Genomic DNA, 18,835 nt, shown 5'->3' with positions numbered 1-18,835 from the left:
AGCATACTAATTGAGTGATCTCACTGCATAGACTTCCTTGCAGAACCCTCGCAGTCCATTATAAATTCTTGCTACTTTAGACTGCTTGGACACTAAACCGAACACTGTAGGACCGCTGCCGGACATTAACACTCCGTCTGCTCCGAGCTTAACCATCGCCTCTTTGAGCTGCTGGACCTCTGGATGTAGCTTTAGGGTAACATCCTCAAGCACATTGCCCAGATGATTACACACGCCCCCAAAATCTCCAGCTTCGATCGCGTCCTGCATCTTTCGAGCCGAAGGATGAACAGCTATATTATTGCTCCGCACACGTCCGTATACTTCCGCAGTCGATACATTGATAGGTGGCTTAGCCAATACTACCCAGCATTGCGGAGGATTCTTAATCGGCGTCAGCTTCTCGCCACGACCTGTTGCCAAGGCAGTGCCACCTGTAACGCAGAAAGGCACATCTGAGCCAAGCTCAGCGCCAAGCTCCTGCAGCTCCTGCGCAGGTATACCTAGGCGCCACAGTCGGTTCAGACCACGCAGGGTAGCCGCTGCATCACTGCTGCCGCCAGCCAGGCCAGCTGCCACCGGTATTCTTTTATCCAGATGGATATGTACACCACTCTTCACGTTATAACGCTCTTTAATAAGCCTAGCCGCTTGAAAGGCCAGGTTCTTCTCATCTAGGGGAATATAACCCGCTTGACTTGATATTATAATAGTATCCCTTGGCAGCTCAGACAGCTCTAAACGGTCTGCTAGATCTACCATGGTCATAATCATTTCCACCTCATGAAAACCGTCAGCACGCTTGTGCAGCACATCCAGCATCAAATTAATTTTAGCTGGTGCCTTCTCATACATTTTCAAGGCGTTCACCCACCTTCAGCTTTTCCCGTAAAAACAACTTAACATATTATATGAAAAACTTCTAATGAAGTCCAATAATAAAAGGGTGTCGCCAGTTAGACGCACCCTTTTTCGTTAAATAATTGTTCACACGCTAAAGATTAAGATTTCCGGGCAGCCTCTTCAGCGAGCTGAATCGCTCTTTTCACCATATTACCTGCATCCTTCGCCCGTATTCCTCCCCAGCCTTCACGTTCCACCGTTTCGTAAAAACCAAGCTCCTTGGCTAACTCTGTCTTTAGTTCTTCCGACATCATGCCTCGTTTTCTGCGGCTCATTACGGAATTCCTCCCTTATGAAAGAAAATGATAAACCGATTGCTCAATTAGTATGCTTGCTTAGAACAAGGATCATTCACTGAATATTAACGCAAAAAAAGAAACAGTCATCCTTTATGAAGGACAACCGTTTCTGATACAAATAAAAAACAGCCTCCAAAGGAAGCTGCCCGTGAAACATTAAGCTTTAATATACATAATCCGCATCTGCCCATCGTCTTCACATACTGTGATTTCCACAGATTCAGTAAGGATATCGGCATAGCTATAGGAGACTCGCTTGAATGTTTGCTGCTCCTGATCCAGTTTGACAATAAATACAGAAGGGTACGTTTCTTCCAGGACACCGGTGCGTTCTACGGTTTTACGACGACCTCCGTTTGCACGCAACGTGATCTTATGACCGACGTGAGCTTCGAGACTGCGTTTGATTTCCAACAGCGCGTTATTAGCCATTGCCTGACGACCACCTCTTTTCTTGTCCATTATACAACTTCCCCAGGTGTTTGTCAAAGCAAATAAATAATTATAGATGATGAATATTTGGTTGTCAACGGAATTTTTTTGCGGAGAATCAGAGGCGAACTAATAGCCTTGTTATCTGTAATAGGTTTACCACAAAGCAAGAAAAATAACATTGTCGATCTTTAAAGATAACTACCATTTCACACAAGCATAATCGCCTTTGGCGTCGTCCCTATAAGGACGGTTAGCGTTAATGCGGGAAATATAAGGATAATGTATAGCGTGAAACTTATACTTTCTTATATAAAAAAAGGGTTAAGCTCATCGCTCACCCTTTCTTCGCGTTACTCTATTCGGCCACTCCAAATTACCTATTAGCTTTGAAAATAGACCAGTACCTGTCGATTAAATTGCGGAAGGTGTCACTTTTAGTGCTGACAGGTTCTGCAGACGCGGCATCCCAATACGGAAGCTGCCACGGGTCTCAATACCGCCGATTCCCTGATTACCACTAATGGTGTTGTTCAAAACCTCACTCAGATTCACCGTATCCCTAATGGGCGTGAACGACGATTTTGCCGCCACATAAACTGGGTCTAGGGCATGGATCAATATCCGTCCAGGAGAACTGGCGAAATTCGCCCCTGCCCCCAGCAGTGCTTCAAAATGTGACTGACAAGCACCTGCAACAATCGTCAACGCATCAAAATTTCGCTCATAATCCCTAGCTACCCTAATAGCAGCTACGAAGTTTTGCGAATTTTTATAGCTGCTCAGACTGTGAAGATCGTAAGTATGCTGTTGCTTCAGCACCCCGTCATGACCGGTAATCACCACAATATCTGGACGCACGCGGGGCAGCAGCCGGTATAAAGTGTCAGCCATTGCGGACTCATGAACATGATGACCTTCAGCAGGGATCCGCAATTGCTCGTATAAGCTAAGGCTCTTATTCAAATACGCTGGATCGCCATCCAGATGCAGTACTTTCCCCGGCACTTCAAAATAAGCAGCTTCCTTGGGCGATGGAGCCCATGCTCCTTCTGATAGAGCGCTCCCGCTCCGCTGACTTTGCTCCTGTCGGTCTTTCCGCAGCTGTGTCAGTGATTCATTCGCTTTAATCTGTGCCTGCTGTCCTCGTTCCGTAATTCGGGTAGGAGGAACTTGAACCAAGTCATTCAGAGGAGAATCCGCCAACAGACGGAAATCTGTGCCTTTAATGACGGCTCTGTCCTGCACAATATGATCTACACGAAAAGTCAAATCTCCGCCATAAGATTTGCGAACGACCAAGTCTCCTAAATTCATTACAACCACCACCTCTACCCCATCGTATGGGCAAAGGCCTCAGTTGGTTCATAACTAGCTATGTTTTTAGCTTATTCAATTCCAGCAGCCAACAGAACACCGCTTAATCGGGCGTATTCTTCTAGACTTAACGTTTCTCCACGACGTGTTGGTTCAATACCAGCTTCTGCGAGTAAAGCCTCCAGACGCTCACGTCCCTCTTCAGGGAAGTAACGAGCCTTGAGATTGTTAGCAATCGTCTTGCGACGCTGTGTGAAAGAAGCTTGGACGACCTCAAAGAAGTGCTTCTCACTCTCAACTTCTACCGGTGGACGCTCTCTTACCTTTAGACGGATTACAGCGGACTCCACATTAGGTTGAGGAATGAACACCGTACGCGGCACAATGCAGACGAGCTCAGGCTCGCTGTAGTACTGCACGGCAATGCTAAGGCTCCCGTATTCCTTTCCTCCCGGAGAAGCGGCCATACGCTCCGCAACCTCTTTCTGAATCATTACAACAATGTTATCAAGCGGAAGCTTCTCTTCGAGCAGCTTCATCAGAATCGGAGTAGTTACATAATACGGCAGATTGGCAACTACGCTTACCTTGTTCACGGATGCAAAATCTTCTTTGAACAGCTCCTGCAGATTTACATTCAGAACATCATCATTACGAACCTTAACATGCGGATAAGGGGAAAGTACGTCCCTTAAAATAGGAATCAGCCTACGGTCGATCTCCACAGCGGTCACCGCACCAGCGGTTAGCGCCAAACGCTCCGTCAGGGCACCAATCCCAGGGCCGATTTCCAATGCCCCTGATTCGCTATCTAGCCCAGCAGCGTCAACAATCTTGTCCAATATATTTTGATCAATCAAAAAATTCTGTCCTAAGCTCTTCTTGAACTTGAATCCATAACGTTGAATAATTTCTTTCGTCCGTTTTGGAGTCGAAATTTCCTCTCTACCACTCATGAAGTAATGCCCCCCTGATCAATTTGGGCGAGAGCTCCGGCAAATTCCTCCCGCGTAATTCCAAACATCGCCAGCCGCTTGTACAGCTGCTTGCCATTACAATATCCGATTCCAAGCAAATTACCAAGTGCCATACGTCTTTCAGCTGCCCGAGGGTGTACAAGCATTCCAGCGGCCATTAAATCATCAAGTCCAATTAAAGCAGGTGCACCTTCAAAAGAGGTATGTACATTCCGCAGCGCATGACGAATCGCCTCTGGTGAAGCGTTCTCCACACCGATATCTCCCTTGCGGGTTGCGTCCTTCTCAGGAATGAAGGCATGCTTACAGCCCGGCACCTTTGCGGACACAATCTTACGAATTCGTTCACCCGCATGATCCGGGTCAGTAAGGATAATCACTCCTCTACGCTCCATAGCAAGCGCGATCTTCGCAATTACGGTCCGGTCTACAGCCGAGCCCCCTGTTTCGATCGTATCTGCTTCTACAGCACGTTTAACAGCGACGGTATCACTCTTACCTTCAACGACAATTAATTCCTTAATCATATCTCTTGACTCCTTCCAAAAAAAGCAAAAAAGAAGAGGTTTCGCTCCTCTTCTTTTGGTTAAAGAATGTATAAGTGATGAGCGGTTGCTCTGCGATCAACGAAATGATCATCTGGCGTTCCTTAACGGTTATCATCACTATAGCTTATCAAAGAATAATTTGCAAAAGCTTCAGCCTAGTTTAACTCCGGCTTCACAGGTCCAATCACATAAACGGTACGTGATTTACGTCCGAAATTACGCACATGGCTCAGTGAATCATAATAGACATCTACTTTATTGCCTTTAATGGCACCGCCAGTATCTTCTGCTCGGCGGAATCCAAGCCCCTCGATATATACCCACCAGCCAATAGGAATTACATTCGGGTCTACCGCAATTGTACGACCTTCCGTTACGCGTGTTCCGGAAGCAGTTTTGTTACCAATACCTGGCTCTTCTGATGAATAAGCTGTCATGGAGACGTTCTTAATCATCTTCTTGTACTCAAAGTCTACGCCAGCCTTGCTTGTGACATTATTAGTCTTAGCGCTAACCTTAGCCGTTTTTGAAGTGGTGTTTGATTTGGAAGTTGTTGTAGTCTTAGCTACAGCCGGCTTAGGAAGTGCTTTGGTACCAACGGCAATAATCTTATCTTTCGTTACCGTTTGTACTTCCTTACCAATCATGCGCATAGAGGCCAGTTCTCCGTCTTGGTAGATCTTCTCAATATGCTGAATCATGACGCCTGGTTTGCCTGCCTGTGCCACTCTAACTGTTCCCACAGTAAGGGAGGGGTCTGCTGTCTTGATGACTCTGAAGGGTAAGTTAGTTGTTCGCTGTACGGTCTGTTTGTTGATGCGAACAATCTTAACCTCCATGTTTGCAGAAATGGTGGTGTCTAACGAAGGGAAAATCTTATCATGACCTTCTAGGGTAATGCCCATTTTCTCAATTGCTTTACCAATTGTGTCCTCGGTCGTATATAACGTTTTTGTTGCTCCATCCGCAGTAAGACTAATTTTCTGCGCACGATTGATAACGACACGGTCACCGTCTTTTATTTCATCACTCAGACCTAAAGATAGTTCATCATGCGGCTGCAGCGAAATTTGCTCTTTCTCCAACACATCACCAAGAAGCGCTTCCCGCGTTTCAAGCGTCTGTGTTTGCCCGTCTATTACTAAAAATAATTGTTTGTTACTTTGACCGTGTACGTACAGCAGAATAAGTAGCGCGATAGCGACTGAAATCACGCCTGCAAGTAAAAGTACGCGAGTATTTACTTGCTCCCACCGTAATGCGAAAGACCTGCTGGATGACTGCGAATCATGGGATACTTCTGGTTGGAATACGCCCATTCTCTCCATCCTCCTTACATAGCCCCGTCGTCAATTGTATATCATGAGGACTGAATTCCTTTGACGAAACTATTTGAGATTGTCACAGGACACGCACGTAATAACTTAGCGTCTCCTGCTCATGGATCGCCTGCTCGGCACAGCTACTCCCACCCCTGTTATATAACAGTATGTGGGCAACATTCTATTTATTCAAAAATAAAAAAGCCTAAAAAGAGTTCAACTGAGGACTCTTTCGTGGCTTCTCCAATATCAGAATAGAGAATGCTTGTGCACGAGGTTGCCTCTCTTACTTGCGCTTACGGGGTTAGCTGTCGGGTTCGGACGAAAGAGAGACGCCCTATTTCAGGTCACCCGCTCATGGCGGTTGCCCTTAAATTCACCCCAAAGACCACGTGAAGAAATCAAATACTGTCCTACGGCACGTCTAAACCGTATTTAAAATACAGGCATGCGGTAGGTCAATATTGGTTCCCCCGTTCTCCATACGGAGACTCAGCGAGACGATCCATGAATCAATGGCTGTCACTATAACACAGCTCACATCACTGAAAAGATGATATCCTGTTTTGATGCATGTTGTAAAGGACGATTCAACCACGTTTACGCAAAAATATGGTTAAAATATTGTAATATTCAGCCGTTTTTATATTAAAAAAGTTTAATATATCGGCCATTCTCTATTTTTCACCTGTTTTGCTCCCGTTTTCACTCAATCCCAAATCGTTCCAGTGCGTTCGCATACGTTATTTTAGCCAATTCTTCCCATGTTAACCCTTTAATTTCAGCTGCTGCCTCTGCTACAAGCTTCACATGAGCGCTCTCATTTCGCTTCCCGCGGAAGGGGTGTGGAGTCAAATATGGAGCATCGGTTTCGATCAATAATCGGTCTAGTGGTGTCTGCGCAAGCACTTCTTTTGGCACTCTTGCATTTTTGAACGTAATGGGTCCTCCAAAGGATAAATGAAAACCAAGATTCAAGCACATTTTAGCTGTTTCCCAGCTTCCTGAGAACGAGTGCATCACGCCTCCAACCTCATTTGCTTTTTCCTCCCGTAAAATCCGTACAACATCCTCATGTGCATCACGATCATGAATACAAATCGGCATATTTAATTCACGGGCTAGTCCAATTTGCTTGCGAAAAACTTCATGTTGCACATCCTTGGGAGAAGTATCCCAGTAATAATCCAGTCCGATTTCACCAATAGCCACTACTTTTTTATGACTGCATAGAGAAGCGATCCAATCGAGATCTCCTTCTTTCATATCAATCGCATCCTGAGGATGCCAACCCACTGCCGCATAAATATAATCATAAGATTCCGCCAGCTTCATCGTTGAGGGAATCGTCTCCCGATTAAATCCGATATTAATCATCTTGCTAACTCCTGCTTCTACAGCACGAGCGATAACTTCTTCGCGATCCTCGTCGAATTGAGGTGCATCCAGATGCGTATGTGTGTCAAACAGAAACATTTTAACCCTCACTCCTTGTTCTTTTTTTAATATAAGACAATATAAGTTTCACGCTATCCGTGATATCTTATTTTTCTACTCTTCCTGTCAAAAATCCCATATTTTCTTGTATTATTTTGCAAAAATCTCTGCAATAGAAGCAGGCAATCGCGTAAGCGCATTTCTTAACTTATCCTGAGGAAAATAAAGATGATATCTTCCACGGTGAATGCCGCTAATAGAACGCACAATATCCGACACCTCTGAAATTTCCCGCAGATGATCATGCCGATCAAGCAGCAGAATTTGTTTATTGTCAAAAGCTTCTCCCGGACGGAACACATCATAGGGCAGATCTGTCGGAAAATCAATCTCCAAATCATATTCTGGGTGAAGTCCCGCTGCCGCAAAACTGCTGCGAATTTCAGTAATCATATCTGTATCGAGATTCTCCACCTCAACATATTTATAAAGTTTACGATGAATAAAACGGGTACACAAGTCGCTTAGTAGCTCATCTTTCTCAAGCGTCCACTGCATAAAAGCCGTCTGTACCAGTGCTTCATCCAGCATTAAATACTGCTTCACTGTCACCTCACCACGGAACAAATCCTCCAGTGGATTAATCATGAAACTAAAATTGTACCCCTCTTGGAAAAGCTCCTTGGCTCTACGAAAAATTTGTCGCAAAATAATTTCTGAGCTGCGTGTCACCGGATGAAAATAGACTTGCCAGTACATTTGATAACGCGACATTAAATAATCTTCAATGGCATGCATTCCCGATTCTTTTACAACAATTCGACCATTATAAGGACGCAGCATTCTTAAAATCCGATCAATGTCGATCGTTCCATAGTTTACACCTGTATAGTATGCATCACGCAGCAAATAATCCATGCGATCAGCATCTAGCGGACTCGAAACCAGATTTACAACAATTTCATGCTCATAAGTTTTAGCGATTACAGAGGCTACTTTACGAGGAAAATCCTCCTCCACATCACGCAAGATCTCAGTAATCTCTGTGTCCTCCAGAATAATTCGACAAGTCCAATCCTCATGATTCATTTCAAAAGCTTCTTCTATAGAATGGGAAAATGGACCGTGTCCCAGATCATGCAGCAAGGCCGCACACAAGGTGAGCAGACTTTCTTCAGGAATCCAATCCTTATACCCGCTTCGTTCAAATTGCGAAATAATTCTACGTGTAATTTCGTACACCCCTAGGGAATGAGAAAACCGACTATGCTCTGCGCCATGAAAAGTAAGATACGAGGTACCCAGCTGGCGAATACGGCGTAAACGCTGAAATTCCTTTGTATTTATTAGTCGCCAAATAATAGTATCCTGCACATGGATATAATTGTGAACCGGATCTTTGAAAACCTTTTCTTCTGTGAGCGGCTGCTTCATGAGATCAACTCCTTTATTAAATTTAGTATGATTTTAACCAATATAAGTATATAATAAGTAATTATGTCGTACTTTGTCGAATAGTGACGTTTTTAGTCTTGGTAAATCGACAAAGTTTATTTTTTCACTTTTTTTAGAATTCGTGATTGTTATAGGGAATTCAAAGTTTTCGTGAAAAAGCACTTATTCAACAGATGAAAAAAGGTTGACTGTTTTGGGAATCGTTGGTATTATAAATATCATAAAACAGTGAACAATGTCGAATAATGACGTTTTTGGAACATTGAGAGGAGTAACGATTGTTATGATGAAATCAACAGGAATTGTAAGAAAAGTAGACGAACTTGGACGGGTAGTTATTCCCATTGAATTGCGCCGTACTCTTGGCATTGGTGAAAAAGACGCACTTGAAATTTACGTTGATGGTGAGCGCATTATGCTTAAGAAATATGAGCCTGCCTGCATTTTCTGCGGCAACGCTGAGAACGTAACTTACTTCAAAGGAAAAATAGTTTGTCATGAATGCATTTCTACTATCCCTACCCCTGTGACAAACTAAAATAAATAGTATATAATAGAACTAATCAAATTGTTAATTCTAACCTTTTCATATCTCCTTGACCTCCCGTGACCGCGGGAGGTATTTTTTTTCTGCAATCACCTGTGTTTCCTGCCCAAAAGGTGTTTACAAGTATTAACTCCCCTCATGACACCTAATAATGATGGGGAATGCGGTGAGAGCATGAAGCAAATCGAGTTTTTACCATGATCTGGTCTATCTTGGGCTTCCTTTTGGGAACCACCTTCAGGCTAGAATCTCGTCAGCTTCGTAATACCCCTCCGCACCTTATTAGCCTCTTAGAATTAGAATCCGTCAATAACACTTACTGCTGCTCCGTTTTATCCAGAAGTGCGTTATAAATATCCCGCTTTGACACACCACGATCAGAGGCTGCTTTTTTCATAGCTTCTTTACGCGGCATATCTGCTGCTTCGTAATGAGCAACATGTTCTTCAATATTTAACTGGCGCCACCAGGCCGATTCCGCCATTTCAGCATCTTCCTTGCTCTCGCCTTCAACGACGATAACATATTCACCAAGTGGTGGATGTTCAGCGAGCCAATCCGTACATTCCTCGATCGTCCCACGCAGAAACTCCTCATATCTCTTTGTCAGTTCACGAGCAAGCACAATTCGCCGATTGCCAAATGCTTCATGGAGATGAGCCAATGTCTTCACCACGCGATGTGGAGATTCGTAGAACAGTATAGTCCCTTGCGCCGAACGAAGTGGACTTAATACCACACGGATATCTTTACGTTCTCGAGGTAAGAAGCCGATAAAAGTGAAAGTAGTCGTAGGCAGACCGGAGGCAATTAATGCTGACAAAGCTGCGTTAGCTCCGGGTATAGGAATTACTGGTATACCGTGACTTATGGCAAGGGCTACAAGGTCAGCACCAGGGTCGGAAATGGCTGGTAAACCGGCATCGCTGACGAGTGCCAAATTTTTTCCTTCTATTATATAGCGGATAAGTTCAGGTCCACTGGCAGCCTTATTATGCTCATGATAACTGAACAGCATAGAGGGTGTAATTTCAAAATGGCTCAACAATTTCCGAGTTTGTCTTGTATCCTCAGCTGCAATAATATCGCATTCCTGCAAAGTGCGGACAGCACGATAAGTCATATCCTCTAAATTACCGATGGGTGTTGCCACCAAAAAGAGTGAACCGGTTGATTCCTGCTTATGTGTATTGTTATTGTTCTGAAAACTGCTTTGGCATGATATCGTCATGATTTACCCTCTTTAGCACCATAGTAGATGTCCATAATTTCTGGACAGTATTGATTGTCCTCATTATATACAATGAGTGGTGGATGTAAACGAACCTCCGGCTTACCATCACGTATCGCTTCAATTAATACCATATTAGCTTCCAGATGCGCACGTGGATGTACAAAGCGAATAATCTTAGGCTCGAGCCTATATTTTCTCATAAGACTAATAATATCGACCAATCGTTGTGGCTTGTGAACCATACTTACCTTTCCACCGGTGCGAACCAGTCTCACACAGGCTTGAATGACCTCCTCCAGCGTACACCCGATTTCATGACGAGCCATAGCCTGATGAGTGTTCAGCTTGAGGTCACTGCCGTTAAGCGGCATATAAGGAGGATTGACTGTTATTGCATCATATACGCCATGTCCTGCTACTTTATATAACTCACGTAAATCACCTTCATGGATCACAACCTGATCCTGTAGCCCATTTAGAGCCACGCTACGCCGAGCCATATCCGCTAAACGGGGCTGAATTTCAATCCCTTCTATAGAAGCTTTAGTTCGGGTCGTCATCAAAATAGGAATTACACCATTCCCAGTACAAAGATCCAGGACTCTCCCACGAGGCGGAACGCTGGCGAAACGGGCAAGCAGTACAGCATCCATAGAAAAGCTAAATACTTCGTCACTTTGAATAATGCGCAAGTCATGTGTTAATAAATCATCCACCCGCTCCGTCGGCAACAAAGGAACAGATATATCGTTAAAAGAATTTGTCATGTAGTAATCTCCTAAATGTTTTGTTGAGCTAAAATTCAAAAAAAACCGTAGGATCAATCTCCTACGGCTGGATATCCTCATTTATTAAGAAAAGAAAGACAGAACAGACAATCACCTTCCGTACGTAAATGTCCAAAATAAACATTACAGATGTGAAAGCCTTCATGGTAAAGCCGGGCCAAGTTGTCATAACCTTCCCCGACAACCTCTTCTGTTCCCTCTCCGGCAGCTAAAAGAGCTTCCGCCTCCGCAGAATCTACGGTAGGATCCAAAGGTGCATCCCGCTTTAAAATTTTGCGAAGCTGTTCATTCTCCAGAGTTAACCTCTGATTAGCTTCCATCAGTTCTTTTACCGTCTGTTTCCATTCTCCAAGATTGGCGCGCATCGTTTCCATCTGTGCTTCCATATCCTGCATGTGTGCAAATATATTTTTCTTCTCCAAGTTTCCACCCCGAAAGTAACCTTATAATGGTTTACTTGACGACAACATCATCCATTGGAAGTTCCTTAACTTTGCCCACTTCAAACAACTGTACATGAACCGTACGGCTTCCGGCATTAAGTCCTACTACTTTGCCATCACCCAATGAGGTCACGACAATCTTGCCGACCGCTGGCATTTCTTCCTTTACACTCTCATAATTGTCATGCTCAAATTTCAAACAACACATCAGACGTCCACAAAGTCCTGAAATCTTCGTCGGATTAAGTGACAGGTTCTGATCCTTCGCCATTTTAATGGATACGGGTTCAAAATCCCCTAACCAAGATGAACAACAAAGCACTCGCCCACAAGGTCCAAGTCCACCTAGCATTTTAGCCTCATCACGCACCCCAATTTGCCGTAGCTCAATGCGGGTCCGGAAGATACTTGCTAGATCTTTAACCAATTCTCTAAAGTCGACCCGTCCTTCGGCCGTAAAGTAAAATATAATCTTATTACGGTCAAAAGTAAACTCTACATCGACGAGCTTCATTTTGAGACCATGGTCGCGTATTTTATTTAAACAGGTGGTAAAAGCCTCTTTAGCGGCCCCTTTGTTCTCTTCAACTACGCGTGCGTCGGTTTCTCCGGCAATACGCATCACTTTTTTGAGGGGCAAAACTACGTCGGATTCTTCCACCTCTTTTTTGCCTACGACAACTTTACCGTATTCAACCCCACGTGCTGTCTCCACAATAACATGTTGATCCCGTTCAATCGGAAAATCAAGTGGATCGAAATAATATATTTTACCCGCTTTTTTAAAACGGACACCTACTACGCTGTACAAAAATTAACCCCCTTGTTTGCCGGTAAAAGGAATCTATGGGCATGTCCGCTCCCTGATGATCCATGCTTCCTTCCTCGTCTGTTAAAACGATATTTCCAGGTAAAGCGACATCCGGAGGATATATCATAACTAATCCTTTAACTTTCCAGTCGGATTAAAAACTGCTCCAGACACAATTGGGCATTGGCATTGGATCGCAGCTTCTTAGTGCTCTCTGCAGCAAATCCCATATAAGCCACCCATTGTTCCGCACTCCGCTCACGGGCATGCCTGGAAATAAAGTCTAACTGATCTATGAAAACGATACTCTCATGCTTACGATACAGGAAGTAAAGCATATCTTTAAACCACAGATGGAACATGCTGAAGAAGATATCCAAATGTTCAGCGAGTCCGGTCTTGAACAGCTTCTGCCCAGCAGTTGCTACAGCGGAGCTGCCCTTGCCTAAGGACTCCTTAGCTAATTGTAACATTACATTTCTCATTTCTGCAAACCAATTCTGTTCCAAAAGTTTCCTGCAACCATCAAGTCCTGAACTAAGTGATACTGCACATCGAGCTAAGGGTATGGGAACGCCCTCACTTGCCAGAGCTTGGAGCATAATATCCGGGTTTAACGGACTAAATGGAATCCGCTGAGTCCGCGACTGAATGGTTGGCAATAAGGAACGGCTATTATCAGAAATTAAGATTCCAACAGCCGGAGCTGGTGGTTCCTCCAGAAATTTCAGCAGACTATTGGCAGCTTGTACCGTCATTTTGTCTGCTCCATCTATAATATAAACTTTCGGATTCACACCCTCTGACCGATAGGAAAAGACGCGCTGCAGCTCACGGATTTGATCTATTTTAATACTTGCTCCATCTGGCTGCAGCAGTGACAAATCAGGGTGGTTTCCATGTTCTACTTTGCGGCACTCCAGGCATTCCCCACAGGCATCGTCCTTGCTCTGGGTACAAAATATAGCTTGGGCAAACATCAGCGCCGTTTTCATTTGTCCACTGCCTGCCGGCCCTGTAAATAAATAAGCATGACTCACAGCTTCTTTGCGCAAGGCGTTTTGGAGTAGCCGCTTGGCGTTCTCCTGGCCTACTATATCATGAAAAGGCATAATTTCCTCCCAAAACTTTCAAACATAAACGCCTTTATCGTCCTTATAAGGACGATAAGTGTTTAATCGAGAAATATAAGGCTAAAGTATAGTGTAAAGCATATACTTTCTTATATTTTAAAAAGAAAGGTTGATTAACAACCCACGGATTTCTCCAACGCGTCCTAACAGATCGATCCGGCCTTGCTCACTATTCAGCAAATCATCTGCCATTGATAGCAAAGCCGAATCAATTTCCTCAAGCAGCTTGTAACGCTTGCCACGTCCACGTCGATCCCATCCGCGTGTTTCCTTCAGAATGACGCCTCTTCGAGCCGTTTCCTCCAGAAATCTTTTGATCATCATCCGGTAGATGGTAAGCTCACGAATCGTCATAGACTTAGATAAACGATCGCCTTGAGACTGTATTTCTTTGATCTGGCGATTCAGTTCATCTTTGGTTTTCTGCTCACTTTGCTGCTGAAAAACATCAGAGAACGTTTTTTGCTGAACGGGTTTGTTAGCCCCTTCTGCATTTGGCATCTCACTCTTCAAGGGCCTATACCCCGGATTGATCTTCAAAGGTTATCTACCGCCCTTTTTATAAATGGCTTGCTAATCTATATTATACTTAATAATGTTCAAAACGATCTACAGGAAGTACGAATACAGTAGCTCCACCGACTTGTACCTCAACAGGAAGTGGCAAATACGAATCCGTTGTTCCACTCATCGGTGTTACAGGAGTGACTAGCTGTTCACGCACTTTACAGCTGTTACGGATCACGGTCAATACGGATTCAATCTGACTGTCTTCTACCCCGATCATAAATGTCGTATTCCCTGCCCGTAGAAATCCACCTGTACTTGCAAGTTTAGTAGCACGGAAATTGGCTTTGACTAGCTCACTGGACAACCGGTTACTGTCTTTATCCTGGATAATTGCAATGATCAACTTCATCTTCGCATTCCCTCCCAATATTTTTATGGTGTATTACTACTTAGAGTTACTCGTAGTAACCCTTACTTCATAAGCACACGCCTAGTTATATGTTACTTCTCTTAGTATATTAGACAAAACACCTTAAAAACCCTTTAATACTCTCTCTTCAAGAGTTCTCACGATATCTTGTTCTACCATATGAATGGGGCGATTAGCATCCAGAACTACTATTCTGTCCGGATTGGCCTGGGCTAATAATTGATAGCCTTCACGAACCTTCTTATGAAAAGAAAGGCTCTCCAGATCCAGACGATTCACTTCCCGTTCTTGATTCGCTGCAATCCGTGACAACCCTATCTCTGGGTCTACATCCAGATAAAAGGTTAGATCCGGCATACGGTTCCCTATCGCAAAACGATTAATACTCCATACCTCTTCTATTCCGAGTCCTCTCGCATGTCCTTGATAAACGAGGCTGCTGTCTACAAAGCGGTCACAGAGTACAGTAAGCCCTTCTCTAAGAGCCGGTTCAACGACTTCGGCGAGATGTTGGCTTCTTGATGCAGCATATAGTAATGCCTCTGTACGCGCATCCATAGCTGTATGGGCAGGATCTAGAATAATGGAACGAATCTTCTCAGCAATCTCAACGCCACCCGGTTCACGGGTAATTCGATAAGGCATGGACCGGTTCTGTAAATAGGCCGTTACTCTACCTAGTACCGTTGTTTTTCCGGAGCCTTCGCCCCCTTCTAATGTTATGAAGAATCCTTCTTTTCCCACTTATGCTTCTCCGCCCTTCTGAATGTTGTATACCTCAATACGCTGCAAGACCGGATCAGCACAAGCCTGGAATTTGGCGCCTCCTTTAGCTAAACCAGCCAGCCTTCTTTGGATCTGATCTGTGATCACTTCACCCGGATATAATACCGGGATGCCTGGTGGATAGGGAATAACCATCTCTGCCGCCACTCTACCCACGCAATGTTCAAGATCAATGCTTTCAATTTCATTTGCTGACACCGGCTTCAATGAGAAGGGGACAGGATCTGAGATTTGTAAAGAATGGAAATTGTTCCACGTGGAAATATTGCGAGCGCCTGATAAGTCGGGGGCGTTCTGTGATTCGGAAGGTTCCTCCGAATCTATTTCCCGCAGCGCCTGCAGCAAATGATCTGCATCTTCAGCCTTCGATCCAAGGCTGAACAGCAGCACTACGTGCCGGTCATCGCTCATCTCCGGCACGCAGCCCTTTATTTCGAGCTTGCGCTGCAGCTCGAAGCCGCTCAGGACCCCGGTGGCGTCATAAATGACGACTTTAAAGGGGTCCTGTGTCACATACGCCGCCAAAGAATCAGGCGGCGTATTCGGGTGCAGCGGCTCTGCCGGCTGCACTAGTCCGTAGCGCGGCAGCTCCGCGAGCCCGCGCCGTAGAACGTCCACGGCGGCCAGCCCCGCCGTGAAGGCACCCTTGCCCCGGCTGTGCAGCAGACGCCGGGCAAGATCCAGCGACGCCATCATAGGATATGATGGGCTGGAGCTCTGCACCATGGCGAGCCGCTGCCGGAGCAGGGCGCGGTTGAGCCGCGGCCCTTGGACATGCAGCATAGCGCCCATGGTCATCGCTGTGAGCATCTTGTGCGTGGACTGCACGACGCCGTCCGCGCCACAAGCAAGTGCCCCGGCTGGCAGCGCCGGGTGCTGCCCGTAATGCGCCCCATGCGCCTCATCCACAAGCAGCGGTACACCGCTGTCGTGACAAATACTCGCGAGGGGCGCAAGATCACTACCCATGCCGTAATAATTCGGCATAGTAACAAGTACAGCTGCGGCTTCAGGATAGGCTGCAAGTGCAGCCTTAACAGCTTTGGCCGCCGGCGCGACTGCCAAGCCGCTGAGTGGATCAATCAGAGGCTCCAGAAAAACAGCACGTACTCCAGCCAACATCAGTCCATGAATGACTGACTTATGCACATTGCGTTGAACAATCATAATCATTCCAGGCTCGGGACAAGCGGTTAGAATAAGAGCCAGATTGCCGGCTGTACTCCCTCCAACCAGAAAAAAGCTTTCCTCTGCTCCAAAGCAATCTGCTGCCAACTCTTGCGCTTCCTTGATAACTCCCTCAGGATGATGAAGATCATCCGTTCCGGAAATTTCCGTAACATCATACTTCATTACCTCATCTAAAAAGCCAGCGCCTTCAACGCCATCATATGCCTCTCCATTCTTATGACCTGGCACATGATATGATCTATTACCCATAATTCTATATTGTTCCAGCATTTCGTATATAGGCGCCCTACAACGTTGTAATTTATTCATATTAAATTCCTTCCCATAGGGTTCCTTCTATTTTAACGTAAATATTCGCAAACGCCTACGCTTCAGTGTAAAAGCGGCCCTTTGGACAACAAAACGGCTCCTCCCGCCTGAAGAACGAGGAAGCCGTGTATTGAATATCACTAATGCAGCCTTCGTATCTTTCATCCAGACCGCTCTCTTAATTGCATCATTTAACAGAGTTACTCTACTTAAGCGTTCTTTTGCAATCCAATCTTCTTCATCCGGCCGATAAAAAAACGGTACTTGGCATCTTCAGCCTCGGTACGTATCATCTCAGCCTCACATTCCTCACAAATAAAATGCGAGACAATCACAATACCTTCCTCTTTTACCTGTCCACAAATGATACAAGCTTGCCCGGTTTGCTGTTCCATAACCATCCCACCTTGACTCTTTTAAGAACAGTATGATACACCTTCTATCATTTTAAACCTTTTCATAGTTTTTTCATATCCTCCGTATCGTGCATTATATATATTCCGTTGCCGTTATATCGGTGAATTTTCGCCGCAGTTTAATAAAATACATCCACTCGCCGATATTAAGAACATACGAATTCACGAGGAGGTTAGACTATAATCTATGGAACCCACTACCAAAGGTGCAGCTACATTCTATCAATATAAACTAATTAAAAAAGTAAATCTAACGGCACGCCTGCTGCCTATTTATATTATGCTTCCCTTATTAGTCCTTGTGCTCGAAACCGTATTTCTTTCCTGGTGGAGCATTCTTTACATAATCATAGCAGCGCCTGTAGCCTTCTGGGTTCAATATGTCATTTCACGCTCAGTTCTTTTAATCTCAGGACACCCCATTTCAAAAAGATGGTCTGTCTCATTTAAACTGCCTTGGTTAGGGTTTATGCCTGATCAACATATTAGTTACCGTATATTCCGTAAAGTACAACTACATAATTTCTATATCGGTCTTTGTATTGCAGCACTCTTTATTTTCTGGTCACCGCCAGCATTTACAGTATCACTGATCACTTGTCACTTATGGCTCCTACTGCCTCGTCTTTATACTCTGTTCAGACTGAATCGACAGGATCAGGGAGGCATGCTGAAATTCAATCCGACCGATGTATCCTATTACTCTCAATAAAGTGCAGCAGTATAGCTCATATTATTTTCACGTATTAAAAAATAAACCGCCATCCTTAGGGATGGCGATTCTTTATTTCGTCTTAAGGCCTTTAATGGAGGTCTTCTTTTCTTTAGGAATCATCACTACAAAATAATCATCATGCACTGTTAAATGAACCGTTAACCCATCCTTCAGAAAAACACCCGAAGAATCACTATCATCATCTTCCTGTTCTGTCCATCCCCAGGCTTTAATAGCCTCCAAATAAGGATCCGGAATACCATTCTTCTCCTTTAATCCAGGTAAAGAATAACGTACATAATCCATGGCAACGTTAGTAGTGGTCTGGTCTGGTGAGTTTGCCTCATGGGGGACAGGGAAGCTTTTCTCATTCAGTGCACCCTCAAAAGTATCCCACTTAGGTTCTTTAGCCCCGCAACTTGCCAGTATTAAAGTTAAAATACAAGAAATCATTATTAACTTGAATATTTTTAATTGTTTCATGCCTTAAATCCTCCCTACCTCTACAATGCATCTAAAGACACAAGAAAATTCAAAGTTAGAATTTATGAGTAGTTCCTTCGTATTAAAGATCTGCTAACTATTAGCACTTTTCTATTATACTTGTATCCACCGCAGCGTCGGTAACAAAAATGTCATTCCACAGTAACCTATTCTACTGTTATTACTAGCCTTAAATACTTGCATAATAAAAAAGAAAAAAAGCCACTGCTGATATTATCAACAATGGCTTAATCTGCTTGGCAACGTCCTACTCTCCCAGGACCCTTCGGTCCAAGTACCATCGGCGCTGGAGGGCTTAACGGTCGTGTTCGGGATGGGTACGCGTGGA

General features: G+C 44.5%; 22 protein-coding genes, 1 rRNA gene and 1 riboswitch. Of the genes, 2 read left to right on the top strand and 21 right to left on the bottom strand.

Going from position 1 to position 18,835, the window contains the following annotated elements; all coding sequences use genetic code 11:
* Positions 1-6: 6 nt before the first annotated feature.
* The 9 genes from ispE to ACQKMP_RS29960 all read right to left on the bottom strand — a co-directional run bounded on the left by ispE (position 7) and on the right by ACQKMP_RS29960 (position 8,669).
* Positions 7-861 (bottom strand): 4-(cytidine 5'-diphospho)-2-C-methyl-D-erythritol kinase, encoded by an 855-nt coding sequence (gene ispE, locus ACQKMP_RS30000; RefSeq protein ID WP_042183839.1) that lies wholly within the window; start codon positions 859-861, stop codon positions 7-9.
* Positions 862-1,001: 140 nt separating this feature from the next.
* On the bottom strand, positions 1,002-1,178 hold the full coding sequence (locus ACQKMP_RS29995; protein ID WP_042183837.1) for a small, acid-soluble spore protein, alpha/beta type: 177 nt from the start codon (positions 1,176-1,178) through the stop codon (positions 1,002-1,004).
* Between the two features lie 180 nt (positions 1,179-1,358).
* Entirely contained in the window at positions 1,359-1,634 is a 276-nt protein-coding gene (veg, locus tag ACQKMP_RS29990; protein ID WP_019914493.1) for a biofilm formation stimulator Veg, read from the bottom strand.
* 414 nt (positions 1,635-2,048) lie between these two features.
* The gene (gene yabG, locus ACQKMP_RS29985; RefSeq protein ID WP_042183835.1) at positions 2,049-2,951 is read right to left on the bottom strand and encodes a sporulation peptidase YabG; all 903 of its coding nucleotides are present in this window, start codon (positions 2,949-2,951) and stop codon (positions 2,049-2,051) included.
* Between the two features lie 71 nt (positions 2,952-3,022).
* On the bottom strand, positions 3,023-3,907 hold the full coding sequence (gene rsmA / locus ACQKMP_RS29980; RefSeq protein WP_042183833.1) for a 16S rRNA (adenine(1518)-N(6)/adenine(1519)-N(6))-dimethyltransferase RsmA: 885 nt from the start codon (positions 3,905-3,907) through the stop codon (positions 3,023-3,025).
* Positions 3,904-4,455, bottom strand: a complete 552-nt coding sequence (rnmV, locus tag ACQKMP_RS29975) for a ribonuclease M5 (RefSeq protein ID WP_042183831.1) — start codon at positions 4,453-4,455, stop codon at positions 3,904-3,906. Before rnmV ends, rsmA begins: the two co-directional genes overlap by 4 nt.
* Before the next feature lie 176 nt (positions 4,456-4,631).
* On the bottom strand, positions 4,632-5,795 hold the full coding sequence (locus tag ACQKMP_RS29970) for a 3D domain-containing protein (RefSeq protein WP_042183829.1): 1,164 nt from the start codon (positions 5,793-5,795) through the stop codon (positions 4,632-4,634).
* 281 nt (positions 5,796-6,076) lie between these two features.
* A riboswitch (cyclic di-AMP (ydaO/yuaA leader) is annotated at positions 6,077-6,306 on the bottom strand.
* Positions 6,307-6,503: 197 nt separating this feature from the next.
* Positions 6,504-7,274, bottom strand: a complete 771-nt coding sequence (locus ACQKMP_RS29965) for a TatD family hydrolase (RefSeq protein ID WP_042183828.1) — start codon at positions 7,272-7,274, stop codon at positions 6,504-6,506.
* 111 nt (positions 7,275-7,385) lie between these two features.
* Positions 7,386-8,669 carry an HD domain-containing protein gene (locus ACQKMP_RS29960; protein ID WP_042183826.1) on the bottom strand — a complete coding sequence of 428 codons (1,284 nt, stop codon included), beginning with the start codon at positions 8,667-8,669 and terminating at the stop codon, positions 7,386-7,388.
* A gap of 304 nt (positions 8,670-8,973) precedes the next feature.
* Between ACQKMP_RS29960 and ACQKMP_RS29955 the strand changes: the two genes are divergently transcribed.
* The gene (locus ACQKMP_RS29955) at positions 8,974-9,228 is read left to right on the top strand and encodes an AbrB/MazE/SpoVT family DNA-binding domain-containing protein (protein WP_042123095.1); all 255 of its coding nucleotides are present in this window, start codon (positions 8,974-8,976) and stop codon (positions 9,226-9,228) included.
* Between the two features lie 325 nt (positions 9,229-9,553).
* Here the strand turns inward: ACQKMP_RS29955 and rsmI are convergent, their stop codons facing one another.
* The 10 genes from rsmI to ACQKMP_RS29905 form a co-directional block, all read right to left on the bottom strand.
* Positions 9,554-10,468: a 16S rRNA (cytidine(1402)-2'-O)-methyltransferase gene (gene rsmI / locus ACQKMP_RS29950; RefSeq protein WP_427472473.1), complete on the bottom strand. Its 915-nt coding sequence runs from the start codon at positions 10,466-10,468 to the stop codon at positions 9,554-9,556.
* Entirely contained in the window at positions 10,465-11,238 is a 774-nt protein-coding gene (locus ACQKMP_RS29945; RefSeq protein WP_042183822.1) for a tRNA1(Val) (adenine(37)-N6)-methyltransferase, read from the bottom strand. Before ACQKMP_RS29945 ends, rsmI begins: the two co-directional genes overlap by 4 nt.
* Positions 11,239-11,315: 77 nt before the next feature.
* The gene (gene yabA, locus ACQKMP_RS29940; RefSeq protein ID WP_042123089.1) at positions 11,316-11,681 is read right to left on the bottom strand and encodes a DNA replication initiation control protein YabA; all 366 of its coding nucleotides are present in this window, start codon (positions 11,679-11,681) and stop codon (positions 11,316-11,318) included.
* Between the two features lie 31 nt (positions 11,682-11,712).
* The gene (locus ACQKMP_RS29935; RefSeq protein ID WP_076286882.1) at positions 11,713-12,513 is read right to left on the bottom strand and encodes a PSP1 domain-containing protein; all 801 of its coding nucleotides are present in this window, start codon (positions 12,511-12,513) and stop codon (positions 11,713-11,715) included.
* Between the two features lie 137 nt (positions 12,514-12,650).
* Positions 12,651-13,625: a DNA polymerase III subunit delta' gene (holB, locus tag ACQKMP_RS29930; RefSeq protein WP_042123085.1), complete on the bottom strand. Its 975-nt coding sequence runs from the start codon at positions 13,623-13,625 to the stop codon at positions 12,651-12,653.
* A 117-nt stretch (positions 13,626-13,742) separates the two neighbouring features.
* Positions 13,743-14,186 (bottom strand): YaaR family protein, encoded by a 444-nt coding sequence (locus ACQKMP_RS29925; protein ID WP_042183820.1) that lies wholly within the window; start codon positions 14,184-14,186, stop codon positions 13,743-13,745.
* A gap of 49 nt (positions 14,187-14,235) precedes the next feature.
* Positions 14,236-14,565, bottom strand: a complete 330-nt coding sequence (locus ACQKMP_RS29920; RefSeq protein ID WP_042183817.1) for a cyclic-di-AMP receptor — start codon at positions 14,563-14,565, stop codon at positions 14,236-14,238.
* Between the two features lie 123 nt (positions 14,566-14,688).
* Positions 14,689-15,330: a dTMP kinase gene (gene tmk, locus ACQKMP_RS29915; RefSeq protein ID WP_042183814.1), complete on the bottom strand. Its 642-nt coding sequence runs from the start codon at positions 15,328-15,330 to the stop codon at positions 14,689-14,691.
* On the bottom strand, positions 15,331-16,872 hold the full coding sequence (locus ACQKMP_RS29910) for an aminotransferase class I/II-fold pyridoxal phosphate-dependent enzyme (RefSeq protein ID WP_427472469.1): 1,542 nt from the start codon (positions 16,870-16,872) through the stop codon (positions 15,331-15,333). It abuts the gene before it with no gap.
* A 209-nt stretch (positions 16,873-17,081) separates the two neighbouring features.
* Positions 17,082-17,267, bottom strand: a complete 186-nt coding sequence (locus tag ACQKMP_RS29905; protein WP_042123074.1) for a sigma factor G inhibitor Gin — start codon at positions 17,265-17,267, stop codon at positions 17,082-17,084.
* A 208-nt stretch (positions 17,268-17,475) separates the two neighbouring features.
* On the opposite strand from ACQKMP_RS29905, the gene ACQKMP_RS29900 reads away from it, so the two are divergent.
* Positions 17,476-18,000 (top strand): hypothetical protein, encoded by a 525-nt coding sequence (locus ACQKMP_RS29900; RefSeq protein ID WP_042183802.1) that lies wholly within the window; start codon positions 17,476-17,478, stop codon positions 17,998-18,000.
* Between the two features lie 72 nt (positions 18,001-18,072).
* Here ACQKMP_RS29900 and ACQKMP_RS29895 read toward each other — a convergent pair whose 3' ends face one another.
* Positions 18,073-18,486: a hypothetical protein gene (locus tag ACQKMP_RS29895; RefSeq protein ID WP_042183800.1), complete on the bottom strand. Its 414-nt coding sequence runs from the start codon at positions 18,484-18,486 to the stop codon at positions 18,073-18,075.
* A gap of 255 nt (positions 18,487-18,741) precedes the next feature.
* Positions 18,742-18,835 (bottom strand): 5S ribosomal RNA (gene rrf, locus ACQKMP_RS29890); the annotation flags it as partial.

It is taken from the genome of Paenibacillus sp. NPDC101420 (assembly GCF_050277435.1).
Lineage (GTDB): Bacteria > Bacillota > Bacilli > Paenibacillales > Paenibacillaceae > Paenibacillus_AQ.
Note: the sequence above shows the minus strand (reverse complement) of the source record. Positions and strands in the feature narration are given on the sequence as shown.

Excerpts from the sequence above, each read along its gene's own strand:
- ACQKMP_RS29995 (WP_042183837.1), bottom strand. The coding sequence starts at position 1,178 with ATGAGCCGCAGAAAACGAGGCATGATGTCGGAAGAACTAAAGACAGAG.
- veg (WP_019914493.1), bottom strand. The coding sequence starts at position 1,634 with ATGGCTAATAACGCGCTGTTGGAAATCAAACGCAGTCTCGAAGCTCAC.
- yabG (WP_042183835.1), bottom strand. The coding sequence starts at position 2,951 with ATGAATTTAGGAGACTTGGTCGTTCGCAAATCTTATGGCGGAGATTTG.
- rsmA (WP_042183833.1), bottom strand. The coding sequence starts at position 3,907 with ATGAGTGGTAGAGAGGAAATTTCGACTCCAAAACGGACGAAAGAAATT.
- rnmV (WP_042183831.1), bottom strand. The coding sequence starts at position 4,455 with ATGATTAAGGAATTAATTGTCGTTGAAGGTAAGAGTGATACCGTCGCT.
- ACQKMP_RS29970 (WP_042183829.1), bottom strand. The coding sequence starts at position 5,795 with ATGGGCGTATTCCAACCAGAAGTATCCCATGATTCGCAGTCATCCAGC.
- ACQKMP_RS29965 (WP_042183828.1), bottom strand. The coding sequence starts at position 7,274 with ATGTTTCTGTTTGACACACATACGCATCTGGATGCACCTCAATTCGAC.
- ACQKMP_RS29960 (WP_042183826.1), bottom strand. The coding sequence starts at position 8,669 with ATGAAGCAGCCGCTCACAGAAGAAAAGGTTTTCAAAGATCCGGTTCAC.
- ACQKMP_RS29955 (WP_042123095.1), top strand. The coding sequence starts at position 8,974 with ATGATGAAATCAACAGGAATTGTAAGAAAAGTAGACGAACTTGGACGG.
- rsmI (WP_427472473.1), bottom strand. The coding sequence starts at position 10,468 with ATGACGATATCATGCCAAAGCAGTTTTCAGAACAATAACAATACACAT.
- ACQKMP_RS29945 (WP_042183822.1), bottom strand. The coding sequence starts at position 11,238 with ATGACAAATTCTTTTAACGATATATCTGTTCCTTTGTTGCCGACGGAG.
- holB (WP_042123085.1), bottom strand. The coding sequence starts at position 13,625 with ATGCCTTTTCATGATATAGTAGGCCAGGAGAACGCCAAGCGGCTACTC.
- ACQKMP_RS29920 (WP_042183817.1), bottom strand. The coding sequence starts at position 14,565 with ATGAAGTTGATCATTGCAATTATCCAGGATAAAGACAGTAACCGGTTG.
- ACQKMP_RS29910 (WP_427472469.1), bottom strand. The coding sequence starts at position 16,872 with ATGAATAAATTACAACGTTGTAGGGCGCCTATATACGAAATGCTGGAA.
- ACQKMP_RS29905 (WP_042123074.1), bottom strand. The coding sequence starts at position 17,267 with ATGGAACAGCAAACCGGGCAAGCTTGTATCATTTGTGGACAGGTAAAA.
- ACQKMP_RS29900 (WP_042183802.1), top strand. The coding sequence starts at position 17,476 with ATGGAACCCACTACCAAAGGTGCAGCTACATTCTATCAATATAAACTA.
- ACQKMP_RS29895 (WP_042183800.1), bottom strand. The coding sequence starts at position 18,486 with ATGAAACAATTAAAAATATTCAAGTTAATAATGATTTCTTGTATTTTA.